We start from the raw sequence: 21,525 nt of genomic DNA, 5'->3' as shown, positions 1-21,525 counted from the left end.
GAAAACGAGTATCGATACTGATAGCGTGCTCAGGTGCCTGCGACCGAGCCGACCGACCCCGCCGATCCCCGATCTGCCGTCCACCTGGACCGGGTGACGGCCGTCCTCGGCGACCGGACCGTCCTCGACGGTGTGGACGCGGTCTTCCCCGCCGGGGTCGTCACCGCGCTCACCGGGCCGAACGGATCCGGCAAGTCGACGCTGCTCGACGTGGTCGCGGACGTCGTGCGGCCGACCGCCGGGCGGGTGACGGGCCTCCCGTCCGACGGGGTCGCCTACGTGACCCAGTCCGTCCCGCCGACCACGCTCCCGCTCACCGTCCGCGCGGCCGTCACGATGGGGCGGTGGCGGCACCGCGCGTGGTGGCGGCCGCTCGGACGCGCTGACCGAGCGGTCGTCGACGCGCAGCTCGAGCGGATGGCGATCACGGACCTTGCCGACCGGCCGGTCGAGGAGCTCTCCGGCGGGCAGCGGCAGCGGACGCTCGTCGCGCTCGGGCTGGCGCAGCGGGCGGGGGTGCTGCTGGTCGACGAACCGACCGCCGGGGTCGATGCTGAGTCGGCGGCGCTCGTGGTGGCGGCGCTCGCCGACGAGGCCGCAGCCGGTGTCGTGGTCGTGCACGCGGCCCACGACCCGGCGGCGATCGCCGCAGCCGACCGCATCGTCACGCTGACCTGACCCTGCCCGTGGGGCTTGCCGATTCCGCAAAACACCGGTGTTCACCCGTTGAACCGCTGTCTGCGCGTGTTCAGCGCGCGAACACCGGTGTCTTGCGGACGCCGGAGCAGGTGACGGTGTCGATCTCAGAATACGGGCGCCAGATTTTCTGAGATACGGCCTGATCTCAGAAAATCTGGTGCGTCGATTCTGAGATCAGGGAGCGCTCGTGCTCAGCCGTCGGGACCGGTTCCGCGCCGTCCGGCTCGCAAAACACCGGTGTTCGCCTGTCGAACCGCGGTTCTCGCGTGTTCAGAGCACGAACACCGGTGTTTTGCGGGCCCCGGAACGGCGGTCAGGGGCAGGCGACGGCCACCGGGCCGGTCGGCGTCGGCTCGGCCGCGACCGGCTCGACCACCGGCACGGCGCTCGACTTCCGCAGCCCCATCGCGACGAGCACGACGGCACCGACGACCGCGACCCCACCGGCCAGCCAGAAGTCGGCAGCGAGACCGAACGATGACACTGCGGCCCCACCGAGCACCGAACCGGCGGCGATCGCGAGCTGGATCGTCGTGACGAACAGCGCGAGCCCGGTCTCGGACCCGGCCGGAGACGCCGTCGACATCCACGTCTGCATCCCGAGCGGCAGCGCACCCCATACCAGGCCCCACACGACGAGCAGCACGAAGACCCCCACGACGGAGTGGGCGAGCAGCGGCAGCAGGACGACGGCCGCCGCGAGCACGAACTTCGACGCCCCGATGGTGCCGAGGACACTGCGGTCGAGGGTGAAGCCCGCGGCGAAGTTGCCGACGATGCCCGCGACGCCGAACACCAGCAGCGCGATCGTCACGGTGTCGGGGCCGACACCGACGAGCTGCTGCAGGTACGGAGCGATGTAGGTGTACGCGGCGAACTGGGCCGCGAAGACGAAGGCCGCGGCGATGAGCCCGACCCGGGCGCGGGGCACGAGGAGCAGCGACCCGAGCGTGGCGAACCGCACCCGCTGCTGCGCGGGGATCCGCGGCAGCATCGCCAGCTGCAGGACGAGCGCGACGAGACCGAGCGCCCCACCGATCACGAAGCCGAGGCGCCAGCTGGCGAGCGACGACACGAGGGCGCCGAGCGGCAGGCTCACGACGGTCGCGACGGAGACGCCTGCCGTGATGAGCGATGTCGCACGGATCGTCAGCTCCGGCCGGACGAGTCGCCCGGCGATCCCGGCACCGATCGCCCAGAAGCCGCCGATGCCGACACCGAGCAGCATGCGTGCGATGAGCAGCACCCAGAACGACGGCGCGATCGCGGCCAGGCCGTCGGCGACCACGAGCAGCACGGTCAGGGACACGAGCACCACCCGGCGGTCGAGTCGCGAGGTCAGGACGGTGACGACCGGTGCCGCGACGGCGCCGACGAGTCCGGTGGCGACGACCATCAGGCCGGCGGTGCCGATGCCGACGTCCAGGTCGTCGGCGATGGCGGGGAGCAGCCCGATGGGCAGGAACTCGGACAGGACGAGCACGAATGACCCGAGTGCGACGGACGTGACGCTGAGCCACCCGCGGCGCGCTGCTGACGATGTCATGGGGGCGTCAAGCGGGTTCCGACGGCCGCCATTCCCGTGTGACGGCGAGCGGGTCAGGCGTCCAGCGCGCGCCGTGCGGCGGTGACGACCTCGGCGTCGGTGACGAAGTGCGCGGAACCGTCGTCGCCGGCGCCCATCGGCACCCCGGCGTGCGTGCTGCCGGCGGCTGGGCGCTTGGCCGACAGGTGCACCGCGGCGGCTCCGGTGGCGAGCAGCGCACGGACGTCGGCGGGGGTGACGCCGGCGCCGGCCATCACCTGGACGGGCCCGGCTGCCCCGACCATGCGCGCGATCGTCTCGGCACCGGCGACCGCGGTGGGGGCGGCGCCCGAGGTCAGGACGCGGGTGAACCCGAGCGCGGCGAGCGACCCGGCGGCGGCGACGGGGTCGATCGCGTGGTCGATCGCCCGGTGCAGGGTGATCTCGGCGGTGGTGCTGACCGAGCGGGCGGCGTCCACGAAGCGGCGGAGGGCGTCCTCGTCCAGGGTCCGGTCGGGGCGCAGGGCTCCGACCACGACGCCGGCGGCCCCGGAGCGCAGGACCGTGCGGACCTCGCGCACCATGAGCTCGACCTCGTCGGGGGAGTGCACGAACCCGCCCGGGCGGCAGCGGACCAGCGCGTGCGCCGGGATCCCGGTCTCGTGGGTCGTCTCGACCAGGGCCTGGGACGGGGTGAGCCCGCCGAGCTCGAGACCGACGCAGAGTTCGACGCGGTCGGCGCCGCCGTCCCGCGCGGTGATCGCGCCGGCCGGTGAGGTGACGGCGATCTCGAGTGCGGCGGTGGTGCTCATGCAGGGGCTCCGAGCGGTTCGTTGGAGGCGGGGACGATGCGGGCGCGGAGGTCCGGTGCCGTCGGGAACACTCGATCGTAGGGGAACATCGGGCGCTCGATCCTGTGGTGCCCGAGGCGCAGCAGGTCCTGGTCGACGCCGCCCGGGGTGAGCGCGAGCATCCAGTCGGCGGACATGTCGAACAGCTCCGGCTCGAGGTACCCGATCTTCACGATGACGACGTCCGCCTGCCGCGGCGCCAGGTCGAGGTCGGTGAAGTCGTGCTCGTGGTGGTACGGCTTCCGCAGCTTCGTCAGGATCGCGAAGACGCTGCCGACCTGCAGCACGACCTCGGTCTCGGCGTCCCGGTCGCCGTGCTTGATCGCGTGCACCCGACCGGTCATCGTGATCGGACCCGCGTGCACGTGGTCGACCGTCGCACCGGCGGTCACGGTGATCGTCGCACCGACGCCGGCTTCCACCGCGGCGGCGACGGCGGCCGCGCCGGGCACGCTCGCGTAGATGACGGTGGGGCCCGACGGGTCCTGGAACTCCGGACGGGCGAGCACCTGCGTCAGCCCCCACGTCATGTCCCCGGAGCCGCCCGCCGTGGGGTTGTCGCCCGAGTCCGAGACGAAGTACGGCTTCGCGGCGCCAGGGGCGAGCGCGGCGTCGAGGCACTCCTCGAACGTGCCGGTGGGTGCGACGAAGACGAAGTCCTCGCGGGCATCCCAGAACGCCGACGCGAGCCGCTCGGCGCCGGCCGCGACGGCTGCCTCGTCCCACCCGGTGACGACGGTCACGGCCTGGTCGCGGGGCTGGTCGGCCCAGGCGTACCCGACCCAGATCGCGGCGTCGAGCACCCCCTCGGTCTGCTCGACGAGCGGGACCTGCGCGTACAGGGACTTCGCCGGCTCGAGCCGGGTCGAGGTCTGCTCGCCGGGCAGCAGGACGGGGATCGGGATCCAGGCCTTCACGGGGCGCTGCGCACCGACGGGCCGTTCGGTCAGCACGTCGACGAGGTTCCGGACGGCGCGCTCCTTCGTCTCGAGGGTGTCCTCGTGCGGGGCCATCCGGTAGCAGGTGACGAGGTCGACCTGGTGGGCGAGCTCGCGCGTGACGTTGCCGTGCAGGTCCATCGACGCGGACACGATGACGTCGGGGCCGACGACCGCGCGGATGCGACCGAGCAGGTCCGTCTCGGCGTCGTCGAGCCCCTCGACCACCATCGCGCCGTGGATGTCGTACCAGAGGCCGTCGACCGGCCCCATCGCACCCAGCCGCTCGACGATCTCGTCGGCCAGCGCCTCGTACGACGCCCGGTCGACGATCCCGCCGGGCAGGGCGTGCCCGATGAGCGCACCGCGGAAGTCCGCACGGTCGGCCATGGTCGCCAGGAACGGGTAGCGGGTGACGGCCTCGTCGCCGCGGTCCGGGTGGAACGCGGGGGCGTGGGTCCGGGTCGGGGTGAACGTCGAGGTCTCGATGGCCAGGCCGGCGATGGCGATGACCGGGCGACCGGCGCTGGCGGGGGAGGCGGGGACGGCGGGGGTGACGGGACCGGTCTCAGACACGGACGCTCCTGTTCCTGGTGGTGGACTGGGGGATGGGCGCGGAGAGCTCCTCGAGCGAGGCGGCGAGGCCCCGCTGCAGGGCGAACTGCCCGGCGCCGACGAGGCCGGCGTCGGCGCCGAGCGACACCGGCTCGATCGCCAGGTGCTGGGTCATCAGCGGGTGGCAGCTCTCGTAGAGCTGGCTCCGCACGGCGGCGATGAAGGGGTCGAGGGTCGACAGGATGCCGCCGAGGTAGACGGCGTCCGGGTTGAAGAAGTTCACGTTGGCGGCGAGCACCTCGCCCAGGTACTTGCCCGCCATCCGCACGGCGCGGGTCGCCTCGGGGTGCGCGTCCGAGGCGAGCCGCACGACGTCGGCGGTCGAGGCGACGTCGACCCCGGCGTTCGACAGGATGCGGACCAGGGCGGCGCCGGACGCCACCGTCTCGAGGCACCCGGTGTTGCCGCACGAGCACGGGGTGTCCCCGGCGGCGTCGATCCGCACGTGCGTGATGTCCCCGGCCGCACCGGTCGACCCGCGGTAGAGCCGGCCGTCGATGACGATGCCCGCGCCGATCGCCGAGCCCGCCTTGATCGTGATGGTCTGGCGTCGAGCCGGGTCCTGCACGGTCTGCTCACCCGCCGCCATGCAGTTCGCGTCGTTGTCGACGATCGCCGGCAGCCCGAACCGCTCGCTCAGCCAGGCGGCCACGGGGAACCCGTTCCACCCCGGCATCCGGCTCGGCAGGTCGACGACGCCGGCGACGACGTCGACGGGCCCGGGCAGGCTGAGCCCGACGCCCCGCAGCCCTTCGCGACCACGGTCGTCGGCGAGCCGCTCGAGCAACGCGGCCAGCCGCTGGAGCCCGGCGGTCGGACCGTCGGAGAGCGCGAACGGGACGTTCGCGACCGACTCGAGCGCGCCTCCCGGCAGCACCACGCCGATGCGCGCGTGCCCGCCGCCGACGTCCGCGGCAACCGCGTACTCGTCGACGCCGCCGATGCGGAGCACCTTGCGGGGGCGGCCGCCGGTGGAGACGTCGGTGCCCTCCTCGGCCAGGATCCCGTGTTCCAGGAGCTGGCCGACGACGTGCGAGACGGTCGACGGGGCGGCCCCGAGCACCTTCGCGATCTCGGTCCGGCTGGCGGCCTGCCCCGAAGCGACGAGCTCGAGGACGCGGGCGCTGAGATCGGCCACGACTTTCTCCAATCCGGACGGAACACCGGCGGCTGCCGGCGGAACGGGAACAGGACACGGGTGGATGCCCGGTTCTGCGGCGAGCCTACGGGGCGGATCGAGCGGTCCACCCTTTCCACCGTTCCGCAGTAACGCAGTTTTTACATCGAGATGTTTGTTTTTCCAATGGCTTTGGTCCTTGACTGTCCTCGTGCCGCTCGGCACCTCGTGCTCCACTCCCCGAAGTCCCTCGCACAAGGAGACACCGCATGTCCAAGCCCCGTCGCTGGGCGCTCCTCACCGGAGCTGCGATCGCCGTGAGCGCGCTGCTCGCCGGCTGTTCCGGAGGCGGCAACGCCTCGCCGGGATCGACCGACGAGATCGACTACGCGCTCCCCGCCAACTTCACGCCGAACTGGATCCTGCCGATCGGCACCGCCGCGCACCTCAACACGAACAACGGCTCCATCGCCCAGTCGCTGTACGAACCGCTCGTCGCGTACGACGGCTCCACCGGCAAGATCGCGTGGAACAAGGCCGGCTCCGTCGCCACCGACGCGAAGTTCGCCGACGACGGCAAGAGCGTCACGATGACCCTCGGCGACCGGCACTGGTCCGACGGTGAGGCGATCACGAGCCGCGACGTCGAGTTCTGGTTCAACCTGATCAAGGCCAACAAGGCGCAGTGGGGCGGGTACTCCAAGGGCAAGGCGCCGGACAACTGGACCTCGTTCAAGGCCGTCGACGACACGCACTTCACCATCACGTTCGACAAGGCGTACAACTCGGACTGGATGCTCGCCAACCAGCTGAGCAACATCATCCCGCTGCCGCAGCACGCCTGGGACAAGACCAGCGCGAGCGCGAAGGTCACCGACGCCGACGAGACCCCCGCCGGCGCGAAGCAGGTCTGGAAGTACCTGAACACCGCCGCCGGCAAGATCAGCGACTACGCCAGCGACCCCCTGTGGAAGACGATCTCGGGCCCCTACGGCGTCAAGACCTTCACCACGGCCGGCAACGTCACCCTCGTCGCCAACAAGAAGTACGACGGCGGTCAGAAGCCCGCCATCACCACGGTCAACCTGCTCCCCTTCACCACGGCCGACGCCGAGGTCAACGCGGTCCGCTCGGGCGAGGTCGACTACGGCTACATCAACGCCACCGACATGGACCAGAAGTCGTCCTTCACGGCGAAGGGCTACTCCGTGGAGCCCTGGACCGGCTGGGCCATCACGTACATGCCGTACAACTTCAACAACCCGACGATGGGCGCCGTCTTCAAGCAGCTGTACGCCCGGCAGGCCGTCCAGATGTCGATCGACCAGAAGTCGCTGTCGAAGGTCGTCTTCAACGGCACCGCGACCTCGACCTACGGTCCCGTCCCGCAGGCGCAGGAGTCCGACTACGTCTCCGACGTGCAGAAGTCGAACCCGTACCCGTTCAGCACCTCGAAGGCCAAGGACCTGCTCACCAGCCACGGCTGGGAGGAGCAGGGCGGCACGATGGTCTGCACCGACCCGGGCACCTCGGCCAGCCAGTGCGGCGAGGGTGTCGAGCAGGGCACGAAGTTCTCGATGCAGGTGCTGTCGCAGTCCGGATCGACCGTGACCGACAACATGATGAGCGCGATCCAGTCCTCGCTCGCGAAGACCGGCATCGACTTCACCATCAAGACCGCGCCGGTGTCGAGCGTGCTGTCGCAGACCCCCACCTGCACCTCGGACGAGGCCAGCTGCGACTGGGACCTGTCGTTCTTCGGCACCGCGGGCAGCTGGTACTTCCCGGCCTACCCGACCGGTGAGTCGCTCTTCCAGACCGGCGGTTCGGCGAACTTCGGCAGCTACTCGAACAAGCAGGTCGACGACCTGATCGACGCGACCACCACCTCGACCGACGCCACCGCCGTGCAGGACTACAGCGCCGCGGTCGCGAAGGACCTGCCGGTGATCTGGCTGCCGAGCCCCGACTACCAGATCTCGGTCGTCAAGAAGGGCCTGTCCGGGTTCGACCAGGACTCGCTCGCCAACTTCCACCCGGCCCAGTGGAAGTGGACCAAGTAGGTCGCTGACGCGACCACGGCCTGGAGGCGCGGTGCGGGCACGACCCGCACCGCGCCTCCGCCCCGGCTCAGGCAAGAACCGACCATCGGAACCCGCATGACCACAGCTCTCTACCTCACCAGGCGCGTCCTGCAGGCGCTCGCGGTGATCCTCATCGTCACCGTCGTGGTGTTCTGCCTGTTGCACGCGCTGCCCGGCGGCCCCGCCCGCGGCGTGCTCGGCGTCTCCGCGACGCCCACGCAGATCGCCCAGTTCAACCAGGCGCAGGGGCTCGACCAGCCGCTGCCCGTGCAGTACCTGCGGTTCCTCGGTCGTCTGCTCACCGGAGACCTCGGCACCTCGTACACGCTCAACGAGCCGGTCTCGCAGCTCATCGCCGAGCGCCTGCCGAAGACCCTCGTGCTCACCGGCATCTCCGCGGTGCTCGGACTCGTCGTCGCGATCCCGGTCGGCATGCTCCAGGCGGCCCGCCGCAACGGTGCGGTCGACTACGCCGCCACCGCCCTGGCGTTCGTCTTCTACTCGACGCCGGCGTTCTTCCTCGGCCTCGTCCTGATCATCGTGTTCAGCCAGCAGCTGCCGTGGCTGCCGTCCCAGGCACCGAGCGGCAACACCCTGGCCGAGGTGTTCCAGGACCCGGCCGGACTCGTGCTGCCCGTGGTGACCGGAGCGCTGGCGATGATCGCGGTGTTCAGTCGCTACATGCGCGCCTCGACGCTCGAGAACCTGCAGGAGGACTACGTCCGCACCGCCCGTGCCGGCGGCGCCTCGACCGCGACGATCCTGCGGCGGCACGTCTTCCGCAACTCGCTCACCCCGGTCGTGGCGATGCTCGGGTACTACCTGCCGGTGCTGTTCGGCGGCGCCCTGGTGACCGAGCAGCTGTTCAACTACCCCGGCATGGGGCTGCTGTTCTGGAACGCCGCGCAGTCCTCCGACTACCCGACGCTGCTCGGCTGCGTGCTCGTCATCTCCATCGCGACCGTCATCGGCACCCTGCTCGCCGACGTCGCACAGTCCCTGATCGACCCCCGAGTGAAGGCGAGCCGCGCATGACCGCCGTCCAGATGGCCCCCGAAGCCCCGGGCGCCCCCGTCACCGTCGCGGCCACCGGGTTCCGGCTCGCCGCCCGCCGGTTCCGGAGCAACACCCTCGCCGTGATCGGCCTCGCCCTGATCGTCGTCATCGTGCTGTTCTGCTTCGTCGGCCCGTTCCTGTACCCGACCGACCAGACGCACACGATGCTCGAGCAGGCCAACCAGGGTCCGAGCGCCGCGCACTGGCTCGGCACCGACGCCGTCGGCCACGACGTCCTCGGCCGCCTGATGTACGGCGGCAAGGTCTCCCTGATGGTCGGCATCGCCGCCGGGGTCCTGGCCACCGTCGTCGGCACCCTGTGGGGCTCCGTCGCCGGGTACGTCGGCGGCTGGGTCGACGCCCTGATGATGCGCGTCGTCGACGCCGGCATCGCGATCCCGGCGCTGTTCATCCTGCTCGTCATCTCGGCGATCACGAACCCCGGCGTCGGCGGCCTCATCGTCATCCTCGGTCTGGTGTCGTGGCTCGTGCCGTCCCGCCTGATCCGTGCCGAGACCCTGACGCTCAAGAACCGCGACTACGTCCTGACCCTGCGCGCGATCGGCGGCTCGCACGCCCGCGCGATCGGCAAGCACCTGCTGCCGAACTCGGTGTCGACGATCGTCGTCGCGGCGACGTTCCAGGTCGCCGACGCGATCCTGCTGGTCGCCTACGTCTCGTACCTCGGGCTCGGCGTGCAGCCGCCCGCGACGGACTGGGGCGGCATGCTCTCGGCGGGACTCACCGCCGCGTACTCCGGACACTGGTGGCTCATCGTGCCGCCGGGTCTGGCCGTGATCCTGGTCGTCTGCGCGTTCAACGCGGTGGGCGACGGACTGCGGGACGCCTTCGACGTGCGGGGCCGCTGATGACCAACGAACCGATCCTGCGGACGACCGACCTCGGCGTCTCCTTCAGCACCGAGTCCGGCACCGTCGACGCCGTGCGGGGGGTGTCCCTGTCGGTCGCCCCCGGCGAGACCCTCGCCCTGGTCGGCGAGTCCGGCTCCGGCAAGTCGACGGTCGCCCTCGCGGCGATGGGCTTGCTCTCCGGGAACGCGACGGCATCGGGCAGCGCCGTCGTCGCCGGGCACGAGGTCGTCGGGGCAGCCGAGCCCGAACTCCGGGCACTGCGCGGCTCGACGGTGTCGATGGTCTTCCAGGAGCCCGCGACCGCCCTCGACCCGCTCACCCGCGTCGGCGCCCAGATCGCCGAGGTGATCCGGAACCACCGTGACGTCTCCGCGTCCGCCGCCGCGGCCGAGGCCGTCGACCTGCTCCGCCGCGTCGGCATCCCCGACCCCGAGTCGCGCACCCGGTCGTTCCCGTTCCAGCTGTCCGGTGGGCAGCGCCAGCGCGTGGTCATCGCGATGGCGATCGCGAACGCACCGAAGCTGCTCATCGCGGACGAGCCGACCACCGCGCTCGACGTGACCGTCCAGGCCGAGATCCTCGAGCTCCTGCGCGCGCTCGCCGTCGAGACCGGCACCGGTGTGCTGCTGGTCACGCACAACATGGGCGTCGTGGCGGACTTCGCCGACCGGGTCGCGGTCATGCTCCAGGGCGAGATCGTCGAGACCGGCGGGGTCGAGGACGTCCTGCTCCGCCCGGAGCACGAGTACACCAAGCGGCTCCTCGCCGCGGTGCCGCGGCTCGAGACGCCGGCGTCGGCATCCGACGCCGCCGAGTCGGCGAGACGCCTCCAGATCCGGGGGCGTGACGCGGAGACGCCGGCGTCTTCCGAGCTGGGTGTGGCGGACGGGAGGCCCGGTGCGGCCCCGGTGGTCGACCTGCGGGACGTCTCGGTGACGTTCGGGCGCGGGGCGCGCGCCGTCCACGCGCTCGCCGGCATCGACATCACGGTGCACGCCGGTGAGACCGTCGGTCTGGTCGGCGAGTCCGGTTCGGGCAAGTCGACCGCGGCCCGGGTGGCGCTCGGTCTGATCAAGCCGACGTCCGGCACGGTGTCGCTGTTCGGGCAGGACCTGCGGACGGCCAAGGGGCGCGACCGCCGTGCCCTCCGGTCCGGCATCGGCGTGGTGCTGCAGGACCCGGTGGCGTCCCTCGACGCCCGGATGTCCGTGGCCGAGTGCATCGCGGAGCCCCTGGCCGTGCACCGTCGCGGGATGTCCTCGGCCGACCGGCGTCGCCGCATCGACGAGGTGCTCGACGCCGTCCGGCTGCCGCGGACCCTGGCATCCCGGGCCCCGCGTGAGCTCTCCGGTGGGCAGCGCCAGCGGGTCTCGCTCGCCCGGGCGCTGGTGCTCGAGCCGCGGCTGCTCGTCGCCGACGAACCGACCTCGGCGCTCGACGTCAGCGTGCAGGAGACCGTGCTCGAGGTGCTCGGCGAGCTGCAGGACGACCTCGGGTTCGCGTGCCTGTTCGTCTCGCACGACCTGGCCGTCGTGCAGCACTTCGCCGAGCGTGTCGTGGTGATGCGCCAGGGCGTCGTCGAGGAGCAGGGCACCACCGGCACCACGCTCCTGCACCCCACCACCGACTACACCCGACGCCTGCTCGCCGCGGTGCCGGTGCCCGACCCCGTGCTGCAACGACAGCGCCGGGCCGCGCGCCTCGCCTCGCTCGCGGCGGTGACCGCGTGAGCCGGGTCCTGGCCGGGGTCGACATCGGCGGGACGAACACCAAGGTCGTCCTGACCACGCACGACCTCGAGGTCATCGACCGGGTCGACCTGCCGACGCCCGCCCACGCGGGCGGGGCAGCGATCGTGACGGCCGCCCTCGGGGCGGTGACGGGTCTGCTCGAGACGCACCGGGCCTCCCTTGCGGGTGTCGGGGTGGGCGCGGCCGGTGTCGTCGACCGGGCCACGGGGACCGTGCTGGTCACCGGCAACTCGTTCACCGGCTGGGCCGGGTACGGCGTGACGCGGGCCGTCACCGACGCGCTCGGCGTGCCCGCGACCCTGGACAACGACGTGAACGCGTTCCTGCTCGGCGAGATCGCGACCGGCGCGGTGGTGGGGGAGTCCGACGTGCTCGGCATGACCCTCGGCACCGGGGTCGGCGGCGCCCTCGTGCTCGACGGACGGCTCTTCGCCGGCCCGCGCGGCGCCGCCGGCGAGATCGGCCACGTCCCCGGGTTCGGCGACGCCCGCTGCACCTGCGGGCAGACCGGGCACCTGGAGACCATCGCGGGCGCCCGCGGCATCGCCGACCGCTACGCCGAGCGCTCCGGGCGCACGCTCTCGGCACGGGACGTCGCCGTCGCAGCGCGCGGCGGCGACGCCGACGCGGCCGCCGTCTTCGCCACCGCGGGATGGGGTCTCGCCCGTGCCGCGCTGCTGACCGCGGGGATCCTCGACGTCACCACCGTCCTGATCGGCGGCGGCATCGCACGGTCGTGGGACCTGCTCCACCCCGCCATCTCGGCGGCGATCGACGCGGAACCGCCCGTCAGCGGAGCGACGATCCGGCTCGCACAGTCGACGCTCGGGGCCGATGCCGTGGCCCTCGGGGCAGCGGCGCAGGTGCGGGCCCGGGTGCTGGAGCCGGAGACCGCGTAGCGGGGGAAGGCCGGGTCAGGGCACCCAGACGACGATGCCGCGCAGGTCGTGCAGCACCGCGGCGAGGCCGGCGCGCAGCCCGCGAGCGGCACGGTCCTCGGTGAAGGTGCCGGGGTCGTAGTGGCTCGACGGACCGAGGCCCTCGCCACGGAACCCGCCGCCCGTCCAGTCCGCCGCCGTGACGTTCGACGTCGGCTCCGCGATCTCGGCACCGACGACCAGGAACTGCTGGTGGAGCGCGGTCGGTGAGACGGCCGCGAGCGGGTCGACCATGTGGTTGCCGACGGTGATGACCAGGTCGGGCTCGGCGTCGACGGCGCGCAGGACCGCGGCGATCCGGTCGTCGGCGTCCTTCGCCGAGACCGGGGTGACGGTGACGTCCTCGTCCGACGCCCACGAGTCGACGGCGTCGAGCAGGGTCCGGGTCGGGGCGTCCGCGGCGTCCCCCGCGTCGGAGAGCAGCACGACGTCGTAGCCCGCGGGAGCGTGCACGCCGGACCACGAACCCGGCTCGGGGTGGATGGTGGCCTCGGGTGCCGGCGGCTGGTCGGGATCGGAGAACCCGGTGCCCAGGACGCCGGCGGACGCGTGCGCCGAGGCGTTCGCCGTCGGGCCGGTGCCGCCGGTGGTGCCGTCCGACGCCCGGGAGCAGCCGGCCAGCAGGGTGGCGCCGGCCGCGGCGAGGGCGACGGCGGTCAACAGGGAGGTCGTCCGGGTGGCTGGGCGGATCACGGCACCATGCAAGCACGCCCGACGGCCGCTCCGGGCCGGTCGGGGGACCTGTCCAACACCCGTCCCGTTGCTGGTCACCGGTTGTTCACCTTCCGGTCGTCTGTGAGCCGGATCGTCTGCGCGTGCCCTCCGGAACCACCGCCGCGCTCCTGCGCGCCCGCCCCGTCCACTCGTCTTCCCCGACCGCGCTGACTGCGCTGGCCGCACGGGTCGCCGCCGCGCTCGTGCTGCTCGGGGTGGTCGTGATCAGCGTGCTCGGGGGAGCCGCACCGGCGTCGGCGCACGGCTTCAGCTCGGTCGTGTACGCCGACGTGACGTCCACGAAGCCGACGGTCGTGCGGGCGGAGCTCGGGCTCGAGTACGACCTGATGCTCGTCTCGGTGGCCACGAGCGAGCACGACGACGCGCTGCACGAGCAAGGGCAGCGCGCCTGGGACGACGGGGACTTCCCGGGGATGGTGACGGCCGCCGAGGCGCACACCGACGCGATCGGGGAGTACGTGTTCGACCGGTTCACGGTGACCGGAGCCGGTGGGCAGGCCTGCACGGGCACCCTCGACCCCACGGTCACGGTCGACCTGCGGGACGAGGTGCCGTACGCCCACGTCACCGCCGACTTCACCTGCCCGGAGGCGTCCGAGACGCAGTCGGGACACGTGGTGTCGTCGACGCTGTTCCCCGACGACGAGTCCTTCGTCCGCGACACCAAGACGATCGTCACGTACGACGTCGACGACCGCGCGGGATCGGCCACCCTCGACGCCTCGCAGCGCACGTTCTCCACCGAACAGTCGGCGGGGGAGCGCTTCTGGGAGTTCTTCCGCCTGGGCGCCGAACACCTGCTGACCGGCATCGACCACATCCTGTTCCTCGTCGCGCTCATCGCCGGGTCGCGTCGCCTGCGCGAGGTCGTCTACACGGCGTCCGCGTTCACGATCGCGCACTCGATCACGTTCATCCTCGCCGCGCTCGGTGTGGTCAGCCCACCCGCGATCGTCGTCGAGCCGCTCATCGCCCTGTCGATCGCCGCGGTCGCCGGCTGGTACCTGTGGCGGCTCTGGCGACGCCGGTCGCGGGCCGACGAACTGGTGGTCGGCGAACACGGACACTTCTCGCTCGACCGCGCCGGCTGGACCCGGCTGGCCGTCGTCTTCGCCTTCGGACTCATCCACGGGCTCGGGTTCGCCGGTGCCCTGGGCATCCACGAGGCGTTCTCGTGGCAGCTGCTCGTCTCGCTCCTCGTCTTCAACGTCGGCATCGAGGCCGTGCAGCTCGCGATCATCGTCATCGTGTTCCCGCCGCTCTCGCTGCTGCGGCGGAAGGCGCACCGGGTGTCGCTCTGGGTGACGGGCGCGGTGACCGCCGGGGTCTTCGTGATGGGGATGATCTGGTTCGTCGAACGGCTGGCCGCGGGCTGACCGGGCCCGTCGTCCCGGGGGCGTTCGACGTCCGTTCCTGAACAACGATGAACCGTCACTCAGCGTTTACCAAGACGTTTTGCAGGGCGTGCAGAGTCTTCCGTGCTGCACCATCCCACGTCTGAGAAACGGACCCACATGAGTCTCCTGTCCGGCGCCACTACCCGGCGCAGAACCACCACCCTCCGCGTCTGCGGAGCCGTCCTCGGGGCCGCGCTCATCGCCGGTGCCTCGATGGTCGGCACGAACGCCGCCACCGCGGCGACGAACACCCCCACCACCAACATCTCCACCGGTGGCCCGATCCACATCCTGCTCGGCGTCGGCGCGACCGAGAGCCAGCGCATCGCCTCGTGGTACTTCCCCACGAACGTCGCGCAGTCCGTCGAGATCCAGAAGACCGCGTCCATGACGGACGGGGTCTTCACCGACGCCAAGAAGACGATCGACGCCTCGGAGGCCGTGAACACCGCCGCCGACACGAGCGCGACCGACTCGAACACCAAGGGCATCGCGGGCATCGCCGCCCAGTCGGGCTACATCAACGCCCACGCGGCGATCTCGGACCTCGAGCCGAACACCTCGTACACGTACCACGTCGGTGCGGCGGACGGCTCGGCCTGGTCCGCGTCGTACACCTTCACCACGAAGAGCTCCTCTGGCGACTTCGACTTCCTGTTCTTCGGTGACCCGCAGATCGGTTCGTCCGGCTTCACCGACGACGACGGCGCCGGCTGGGCGGACACGCTCGAGTACGCCACGTCGACCGAGCCGGACGCCGAGCTCCTGGTCTCCGGTGGCGACCAGGTCGAGCACGCCAACAACGAGTACGAGTGGGGCGCGTTCGCGGACAGCAGCGACGTGCTGAAGCGCTACCCGTGGGCCTCGACCATCGGCAACCACGACGTCGGCGGCAAGGCCTACGAGCAGCACAACCAGGTGCCGAACTCCCTCAAGGTGCCGGACTTCTACCCGGGCGGCAACACGACCGCGAACTCGGGTGGCGACTACTGGTACATGTACAAGGGCGTCCTGTTCATCGACATCAACTCGAACGCCTACGCGGCCGGTTCGGACGCTGCCCACGTGAACTACGTGCGCGACGTCATCAACCGCTACGGCGACGACGCGAAGTGGACCACGCTGGTCTACCACCACTCGATCTACTCGCCGGCCGACCACGCGAACGACCGTGACAACCAGCAGCGCCGGTTCGACTTCACGCGTTCGTTCTCGGACATGGGCGTCGACCTCGTCCTGCAGGGCCACGACCACTCCTACTCGCGCAGCTACGCGATCAAGAACGGCAAGAAGGCCAACGTCAACGAGCAGCCCGCTGCTCCCGAGGTCTTCTCCGGCCCCGGCGGTGTCATCTACATGACGGCGAACTCGGCCTCCGGCTCGAAGTACTACGACCTCACCACCCCGGACGCCACCCAGGGCGGCTACGGCGCGGACCCGCTCGACCCCACCGGTCAGCGTCACTTCGCCAACTCGGTCGAGAACCAGGAACACGTCCGCACCTTCGTGAAGGTCTCGGTCACCGACGACAAGCTCGCCGTCGAGAACATCCGCGCCAGCGACTGCACCACCCGCAACTCGGCGGTGCAGCACGGCAAGGTCGACAGCTGCGGCGTGACCCTCCAGCCGACGGCCACCGCCGACCCGGCCGCGATCGGTTCGACGGTCGACAGGTTCGACCTGCACGCCACGCTGCCGACGACGACCACCACGCTCTCCGCGTCGGCCGCCGAGCAGACCTACCGCACCGCGAAGCCGGCCACGGTCACCGCGACCATCGCCGGTGGCATCGGCACCCAGCAGGGCACGGTGACGTTCAAGGACGGCAGCAAGGTCCTCGGCACCGCCCCGGTCAAGGACGGCGCGGCCAGCATGACGCTGCCGAGCACGCTCGCCATCGGGAAGCACTCGGTGACGGCCTCGTTCGTCAACGCGGACCCGGTCTACTCGGGAACGAACTCGAAGACCGCGAAGGCCATGACGGTCTCCGTCGAGAAGGCCCCGTCGCGCACCGCCGTCAAGTACAGCGCTGGCAAGGCGACCGTCCAGGTGAAGGCCACCGGCTTCAGCGTCGACGGCACCGCCCGGATCTACCAGGGCTCGAAGCGCCTCGCCACCGTCACGGTGCAGGACGGCGTGGTCACGTCGAAGCTCCCGCTGAAGAAGGGCGCGCACAACCTGCACGCCGTCTTCGCCGGGACCTCGGAGCTCACCACGAGCACCAGCCCGACCATCACGGTCGTCGTCAAGTAACACCCGGTACCAGCGAGGGCCCCGCGATCTCGATCGCGGGGCCCTTCGCCGTGTGGCACGGGGGGTGGGCGACCTGCCCAACCCGAGGACAGGCGCCGCACCGGCTGACGGGAGACCCGAACTCCCTACCCGGCCGCCGCTGGTGCGAGCGACCGGTCAACCTGTGGTGATCATGCGCTCGCGTCCCCCGATCCGGCTGGGATCCGGGCCGATTGTCAGGCTTCGACCGGATGTGCAGACATTCCTAGGTCCTGGCTGTGGAGAAGCGCATACTTCGAGTCTCCGAGAATGCGCGCTCGTCGCCGACGTCACCCCGCCTCTCCCAGCAGGAAGAGACGGCCATGCACGCTCTCCACCGCCGACGGGGCTCCCTCCTCGTCGTCTCGGCCGCGGCCGTCGCAGCGTTGATCACCCTCGGCACCGGCGGCGGAGCATCAGCCGCCACGGTCATCGACGGTCCCGTCAACCTCGGCACAGCATCGACCTACGGCGTCCTCGGCGCCAGTGCGGTCACGAACACCGGCCCCTCCGTGGTCAACGGCGACCTCGGCTTGTCGCCGGGCACGTCGATCACGGGCTTCGGCGGTGCACCGAACGGCGTCGTCAACGGCACCACGCACCAGACCGACGCCGCAGCCGCACAGGCCCAGCGCGACACCACCACCGCCTACAACGTCGCCGCGTCGCTCTCCCCGACCCAGACCGGTCTGACCGAGCTGAACGGTCTCTCGCTCTCGCCCGGTGTGTACTCCGGTGGCGCGCTCGCCCTGGCGAACAACGGCGCACTGACCCTGGCCGGCAGCGCGGACTCCGTGTGGGTGTTCCAGGCCGCGTCGACCCTGACCATCGGGTCCGCCAGCCGGATCACGATCACCGGTGGCGCCAGCTCGTGCAACGTCTTCTGGCAGGTCGGCAGCTCGGCCACCGTCGGCACCGGCGCGCAGTTCCAGGGCACCGTCCTGGCACAGCGGTCCGTGACCGCCACCACCGGCGCGACCGTGCAGGGCCGACTGCTGGCCCGCACCGGCGCGGTGACCCTCGACACCAACACGATCACCGCCTCGAACGGTTGCCCCGCCCCGGGCACCCCGTCCGAGTCGCCGACCATCACCTCGGGCACCCCGTCCGACGGCACCGTGGACGTGCCCTACTCGTCCACCGTCACCGCGACCGGCACCCCGAACCCGACCTTCACCGCCACGGGCCTGCCCGACGGCCTGACGATCAACAGCACCACGGGCGTCATCTCGGGTACCCCGACCACCCCGGGTACCTCGACCGTGACGATCACCGCGTCCAACGGGACCAGCCCGGACGACACCCAGACGGTCACCATCACGGTCCGTGCCCCGGCACCGGTGCCCACCGCGACACCCAGCCCGACCGCTCCGGCCGTGGTGCCCACCGACACCCCGACCGGCCCCGCGGGCGCCGGCGGTGGCGGCGGAACCGACCAGCCCACCGGTCAGCTCGCCTTCACCGGATCGGACCCGACCATCCCGCTGAGCATCGCCGCGGCCCTGCTCGCCGCTGGAGCCACGCTCATGGTCCTGCTGCGTCGCCGCCGCCGCACCGTCGGCCGCATCTGATCCACCCGCACCACCGACGGCCCCGCGACCCTGGTCGCGGGGCCGTCTGCGTGCCGTCACCGGACTCGCGAACGGTCCACGTGCCCGACCGCGCGGGGGCATGCCGACCGACGGCGTCGTCGACGACGTGCCACGGGCCTCCCGGCTCGTCGAGGACGACCCGGTCATCGCACCCGTGAGGACCCTCAGGTACTGAGCCGTCACGTCATCCTCCAGGACGATCCGGTGCCAACAGCTGTCTCCCTACTGTTGGCGACGGAGCGTGCGGTGGCGCATGCCCGTCGCACCAGGGGAGATCCGACGTGAACCGTTCGCCGAGACGCCGTTCCACCATCGCGCTGCAGATCGCGTGTTCGACACTCATCGCCGGGGCGCTCGCCGTCTCCGGCACGATCGCGGCACTGCCCGCGACCGCAGCACCGGGCGACGGGCCCACCGCCGCGACGGGGACGACCACGATCACGACCCCGGGCACGCCCGTCGCGCAGGGCGAGGACTGGACCGTGACGCCCACCGACGGCGGGTACACCGTCGTCCTGACCCTCGCCGAGCCCCTGCCGATCCGCGCAGCGGCACCGGTCCTGCTGGTCGACGGCACGGACATCGGCGTGGCGCAGACGAGCCTCGACCAGCGGCAGCTGACGGTCACCACGACCGACCCCACGGTCGCCGACGCCCGCAGCGTCGAACTCGGATGGTCGGGTGCGACCGACCTGCAGGGCAACCGCCAGTCGGCGACCGCACCGCAGACGGTGGCGCCGCGCGAGGCCCCGGCACCCCTGACCGACGACCCCGCTGCAGCGGGCCCGTACGCGGTCACCCGGGCCGACTACGACCTGGGCAACGAGGCCGAGACGATCAAGGGCTTCGGCCGCAAGGGCGAGATGCGTGCCGCGGTCTTCGTCCCGGAGGACGCCCCGGGCAAGCGCCCCGTCGTCGTGTTCCTGCACGGCCGCCACGAGGCCTGCGTCGGCGGCACCGAGAACCCCAGGGCGTGGCCGTGCGGGAAGGGCCAGACGGACATCCCGAGCTACCTCGGCTACAACGCCGCGGCGACCGCGCTCGCCAGCCACGGCAACGTCGTCGTGTCGATCTCCGCGAACGCGATCAACGCCCTCGACGGCAGCTACTCGGACGACGGCGGAGCGGTGGCCCGCGGCCAGCTCGTCCTCGACCACCTCAGCCTGCTCCAGCGCGCCGACGCCGGGCAGGAACCCCGCCTGTCACCGCTGCTGACCGGCAAGCTCGACCTGCAGCACGTCGGGCTGATGGGGCACTCGCGCGGCGGTGACGGCGTGGTCCGAGCGGCCCTGCTCAACATGCAGCGCACCAGCCCCTTCGGCATCCGTGCCGTCCTGCCCCTGGCGCCGACCGACTTCGGGCGCATGACCCTGCCGGACACGAACACGGCGGTGGTCCTGCCGTACTGCGACGGTGACGTGTCCGACCTGCAGGGCCAGCACTTCTACGACGACTCCCGCACGGCCTTCGGGGACGACGTGCTGCGCTCCTCGGTCCTGGTGATGGGCGCGAACCACAACTTCTTCAACACGACGTGGACCCCGGGCAAGTACGCGAAGGCGTCGTCGGACGACTGGTACGACGAGTCCGACGCGGTCTGCGGCGCGAAGGCGAAGCACACCACCCGACTGTCTTCCGACCAGCAGTACGCCGTCGGCACGAGCCTGATCAGCGGGTTCTTCCGCCTGACGCTCGACGGTGAGCAGCAGTTCCTGCCGATGTTCGACGGCACCGACCGGCAGCCCGCCGCCCTGGGCGCGGCAGACATCCGGGTGACGGCCTCGCAGCCCGGCGCGAGCCGACGCGACCTGGCCCTGTTCGACACGACGAACCCGGCGATCACCACCACCGGTGCCCTGACGGCGAAGACCTGCGCGAGCACCGACAACCTGCCCGCGAAGCAGACCCTGCCGGCGTGCGTCTCGATCACGTCGAACGCCCCGGACTACACGCCCGCGTTCCTGGCCTCCTCGGTGCCGGCGACCCCGGCCCTGCACGTCACGCCCACCAAGGCGGCGACCGGCGGACAGGTGCACGTCCCGGTGGCCCCGACGGCCGGTGACTTCACCGGGTTCCAGGCGCTGTCGCTCCGGCTCACCCCGGACGACACGGCGACGACGAACGCCGACGTCTCGATCAGCCTCCGCGACGCCACCGGTGCCGTGGCGACCCGACGCGTGTCGGACACCAGCCGTGCCGGTCAGCTGCTCCCCGGCACCCGGACAGCGCCGCGCAAGACGATCCTGCAGCAGGCACGCATCCCGCTCGACACCTTCACCGGCATCGACCTGGCGTCGGTGCGCGAGGTGACGATCGACGTCCCGCAGAAGAACAGCGGGATGCTGCTGAGCGACCTCTCGCTCCTGCCCGCAGCGACCCTCGGTACCCCGGTGGTCACGAACCGTCCCACCGCCCGCATCGCCGACCGCTTCGTCGACGAGGGGCGCACCCGCACGGTCGTCCGGGCAGCGGTCGTGCTCTCGCGGCCGGCCGAACAGGCGACGACGGTCTCCTTCGACCTCGACCAGGCGTCGGACAACCGCATCCGTCCGGCGATGCAGGCCGTCACGTTCCAGCCGGGCGAGGTCTGCCGCGCGGTCGCCGTGTCGGTGAACGGCGACCGCACCCCGTCGTTCTCGCGGACGGCGGACTACCCGATGACGCTCAGCAACACCCAGGGCGGCTCGGTGATCGGCGACTCGATCGGCACCATGCGCATCCGCGAGGACGACGGCGTGCGCGCCGTGAACGGACGCGTGACCGCATCCGCTCCGGCGGTCGGTACCCCGGGCGACGCGTGTGCCGAGGCCCAGGCGACGAGCACCCCGATCGCGGTGACGCCCGCGAGCAGCCGGAAGGGTGCCAAGGTCGCGATTTCGGCGACGGGCTTCCGCGCCGGCGAGTCGGTCACCGTCAGCATCGACGGCGGCCGGGCCACCCGCACGACGGCCAACGCCGCCGGCAAGGTCCGCCTGAAGGTCACGAAGACCGTGGCGGCGCTGGCACCGGGCACGCACGTGGTGCACGCCCGTGGCTACGGCTCGGACCAGCGGGCTCGGGGCACCTTCACGACGACGAAGTAGC

General features: G+C 71.6%; 15 protein-coding genes. 10 read left to right on the top strand and 5 right to left on the bottom strand.

Annotated features, from left to right (window positions below):
- Positions 1-33 precede the first annotated feature (33 nt).
- Positions 34-678, top strand: coding sequence for a zinc ABC transporter ATP-binding protein AztA (aztA, locus tag ASF75_RS16865; protein ID WP_235517737.1), 645 nt, complete (start codon positions 34-36; stop codon positions 676-678).
- A 334-nt stretch (positions 679-1,012) separates the two neighbouring features.
- Here the strand turns inward: aztA and ASF75_RS16860 are convergent, their stop codons facing one another.
- From ASF75_RS16860 to ASF75_RS16845, 4 genes are read right to left on the bottom strand one after another with little or no spacing between them, the layout of a single operon-like run.
- A complete protein-coding gene (locus ASF75_RS16860; protein ID WP_042540984.1) occupies positions 1,013-2,245 on the bottom strand; it encodes an MFS transporter in 1,233 nt (410 codons plus the stop codon).
- Between the two features lie 53 nt (positions 2,246-2,298).
- The gene (locus tag ASF75_RS16855) at positions 2,299-3,036 is read right to left on the bottom strand and encodes a copper homeostasis protein CutC (protein WP_017887596.1); all 738 of its coding nucleotides are present in this window, start codon (positions 3,034-3,036) and stop codon (positions 2,299-2,301) included.
- Positions 3,033-4,589 carry a M81 family metallopeptidase gene (locus tag ASF75_RS16850; protein ID WP_056073296.1) on the bottom strand — a complete coding sequence of 519 codons (1,557 nt, stop codon included), beginning with the start codon at positions 4,587-4,589 and terminating at the stop codon, positions 3,033-3,035. The genes ASF75_RS16855 and ASF75_RS16850 overlap by 4 nt, the downstream gene beginning before the upstream one ends.
- On the bottom strand, positions 4,582-5,766 hold the full coding sequence (locus ASF75_RS16845) for an ROK family protein (RefSeq protein ID WP_017887594.1): 1,185 nt from the start codon (positions 5,764-5,766) through the stop codon (positions 4,582-4,584). Before ASF75_RS16845 ends, ASF75_RS16850 begins: the two co-directional genes overlap by 8 nt.
- Positions 5,767-6,014: 248 nt before the next feature.
- Here ASF75_RS16845 and ASF75_RS16840 point away from each other — a divergent pair, with 248 nt between their 5' ends.
- The 5 genes from ASF75_RS16840 to ASF75_RS16820 all read left to right on the top strand — a co-directional run bounded on the left by ASF75_RS16840 (position 6,015) and on the right by ASF75_RS16820 (position 12,407).
- Entirely contained in the window at positions 6,015-7,808 is a 1,794-nt protein-coding gene (locus ASF75_RS16840; RefSeq protein ID WP_056073293.1) for a peptide ABC transporter substrate-binding protein, read from the top strand.
- A 96-nt stretch (positions 7,809-7,904) separates the two neighbouring features.
- Positions 7,905-8,864: an ABC transporter permease gene (locus ASF75_RS16835; protein WP_017887592.1), complete on the top strand. Its 960-nt coding sequence runs from the start codon at positions 7,905-7,907 to the stop codon at positions 8,862-8,864.
- Positions 8,861-9,754 carry an ABC transporter permease gene (locus ASF75_RS16830; protein WP_017887591.1) on the top strand — a complete coding sequence of 298 codons (894 nt, stop codon included), beginning with the start codon at positions 8,861-8,863 and terminating at the stop codon, positions 9,752-9,754. Before ASF75_RS16835 ends, ASF75_RS16830 begins: the two co-directional genes overlap by 4 nt.
- Positions 9,754-11,487, top strand: a complete 1,734-nt coding sequence (locus ASF75_RS16825; protein WP_056073290.1) for a dipeptide ABC transporter ATP-binding protein — start codon at positions 9,754-9,756, stop codon at positions 11,485-11,487. The genes ASF75_RS16830 and ASF75_RS16825 overlap by 1 nt, the downstream gene beginning before the upstream one ends.
- A complete protein-coding gene (locus ASF75_RS16820; protein ID WP_017887589.1) occupies positions 11,484-12,407 on the top strand; it encodes an ROK family protein in 924 nt (307 codons plus the stop codon). The genes ASF75_RS16825 and ASF75_RS16820 overlap by 4 nt, the downstream gene beginning before the upstream one ends.
- Positions 12,408-12,422: 15 nt before the next feature.
- Here the strand turns inward: ASF75_RS16820 and ASF75_RS16815 are convergent, their stop codons facing one another.
- Positions 12,423-13,139 (bottom strand): hypothetical protein, encoded by a 717-nt coding sequence (locus ASF75_RS16815; protein ID WP_082509810.1) that lies wholly within the window; start codon positions 13,137-13,139, stop codon positions 12,423-12,425.
- Positions 13,140-13,261: 122 nt separating this feature from the next.
- Between ASF75_RS16815 and ASF75_RS16810 the strand changes: the two genes are divergently transcribed.
- From ASF75_RS16810 to ASF75_RS17815, 4 genes are all read left to right on the top strand, one after another.
- Positions 13,262-14,557, top strand: coding sequence for a HupE/UreJ family protein (locus tag ASF75_RS16810; protein ID WP_200942706.1), 1,296 nt, complete (start codon positions 13,262-13,264; stop codon positions 14,555-14,557).
- A 138-nt stretch (positions 14,558-14,695) separates the two neighbouring features.
- A complete protein-coding gene (locus ASF75_RS16805; protein ID WP_056073287.1) occupies positions 14,696-16,831 on the top strand; it encodes an Ig-like domain repeat protein in 2,136 nt (711 codons plus the stop codon).
- 341 nt (positions 16,832-17,172) lie between these two features.
- On the top strand, positions 17,173-18,420 hold the full coding sequence (locus ASF75_RS16800; RefSeq protein ID WP_056073284.1) for an ice-binding family protein: 1,248 nt from the start codon (positions 17,173-17,175) through the stop codon (positions 18,418-18,420).
- A 302-nt stretch (positions 18,421-18,722) separates the two neighbouring features.
- Positions 18,723-21,524 carry a hypothetical protein gene (locus ASF75_RS17815; RefSeq protein WP_056073281.1) on the top strand — a complete coding sequence of 934 codons (2,802 nt, stop codon included), beginning with the start codon at positions 18,723-18,725 and terminating at the stop codon, positions 21,522-21,524.
- The last annotated feature ends 1 nt before the right edge of the window (position 21,525 follow it).

The sequence above is a fragment of the Curtobacterium sp. Leaf154 genome (assembly GCF_001424595.1).
Classification (GTDB): domain Bacteria; phylum Actinomycetota; class Actinomycetes; order Actinomycetales; family Microbacteriaceae; genus Curtobacterium; species Curtobacterium poinsettiae.
Note: the sequence above shows the minus strand (reverse complement) of the source record. Positions and strands in the feature narration are given on the sequence as shown.

Coding starts and splice junctions, on each gene's coding strand:
- ASF75_RS16860 (WP_042540984.1), bottom strand. CDS start 2,245: ATGACATCGTCAGCAGCGCGCCGCGGGTGGCTCAGCGTCACGTCCGTC.
- ASF75_RS16805 (WP_056073287.1), top strand. CDS start 14,696: ATGAGTCTCCTGTCCGGCGCCACTACCCGGCGCAGAACCACCACCCTC.
- ASF75_RS16855 (WP_017887596.1), bottom strand. CDS start 3,036: ATGAGCACCACCGCCGCACTCGAGATCGCCGTCACCTCACCGGCCGGC.
- ASF75_RS16800 (WP_056073284.1), top strand. CDS start 17,173: ATGCACGCTCTCCACCGCCGACGGGGCTCCCTCCTCGTCGTCTCGGCC.
- ASF75_RS16830 (WP_017887591.1), top strand. CDS start 8,861: ATGACCGCCGTCCAGATGGCCCCCGAAGCCCCGGGCGCCCCCGTCACC.
- ASF75_RS16840 (WP_056073293.1), top strand. CDS start 6,015: ATGTCCAAGCCCCGTCGCTGGGCGCTCCTCACCGGAGCTGCGATCGCC.
- ASF75_RS16825 (WP_056073290.1), top strand. CDS start 9,754: ATGACCAACGAACCGATCCTGCGGACGACCGACCTCGGCGTCTCCTTC.
- ASF75_RS16835 (WP_017887592.1), top strand. CDS start 7,905: ATGACCACAGCTCTCTACCTCACCAGGCGCGTCCTGCAGGCGCTCGCG.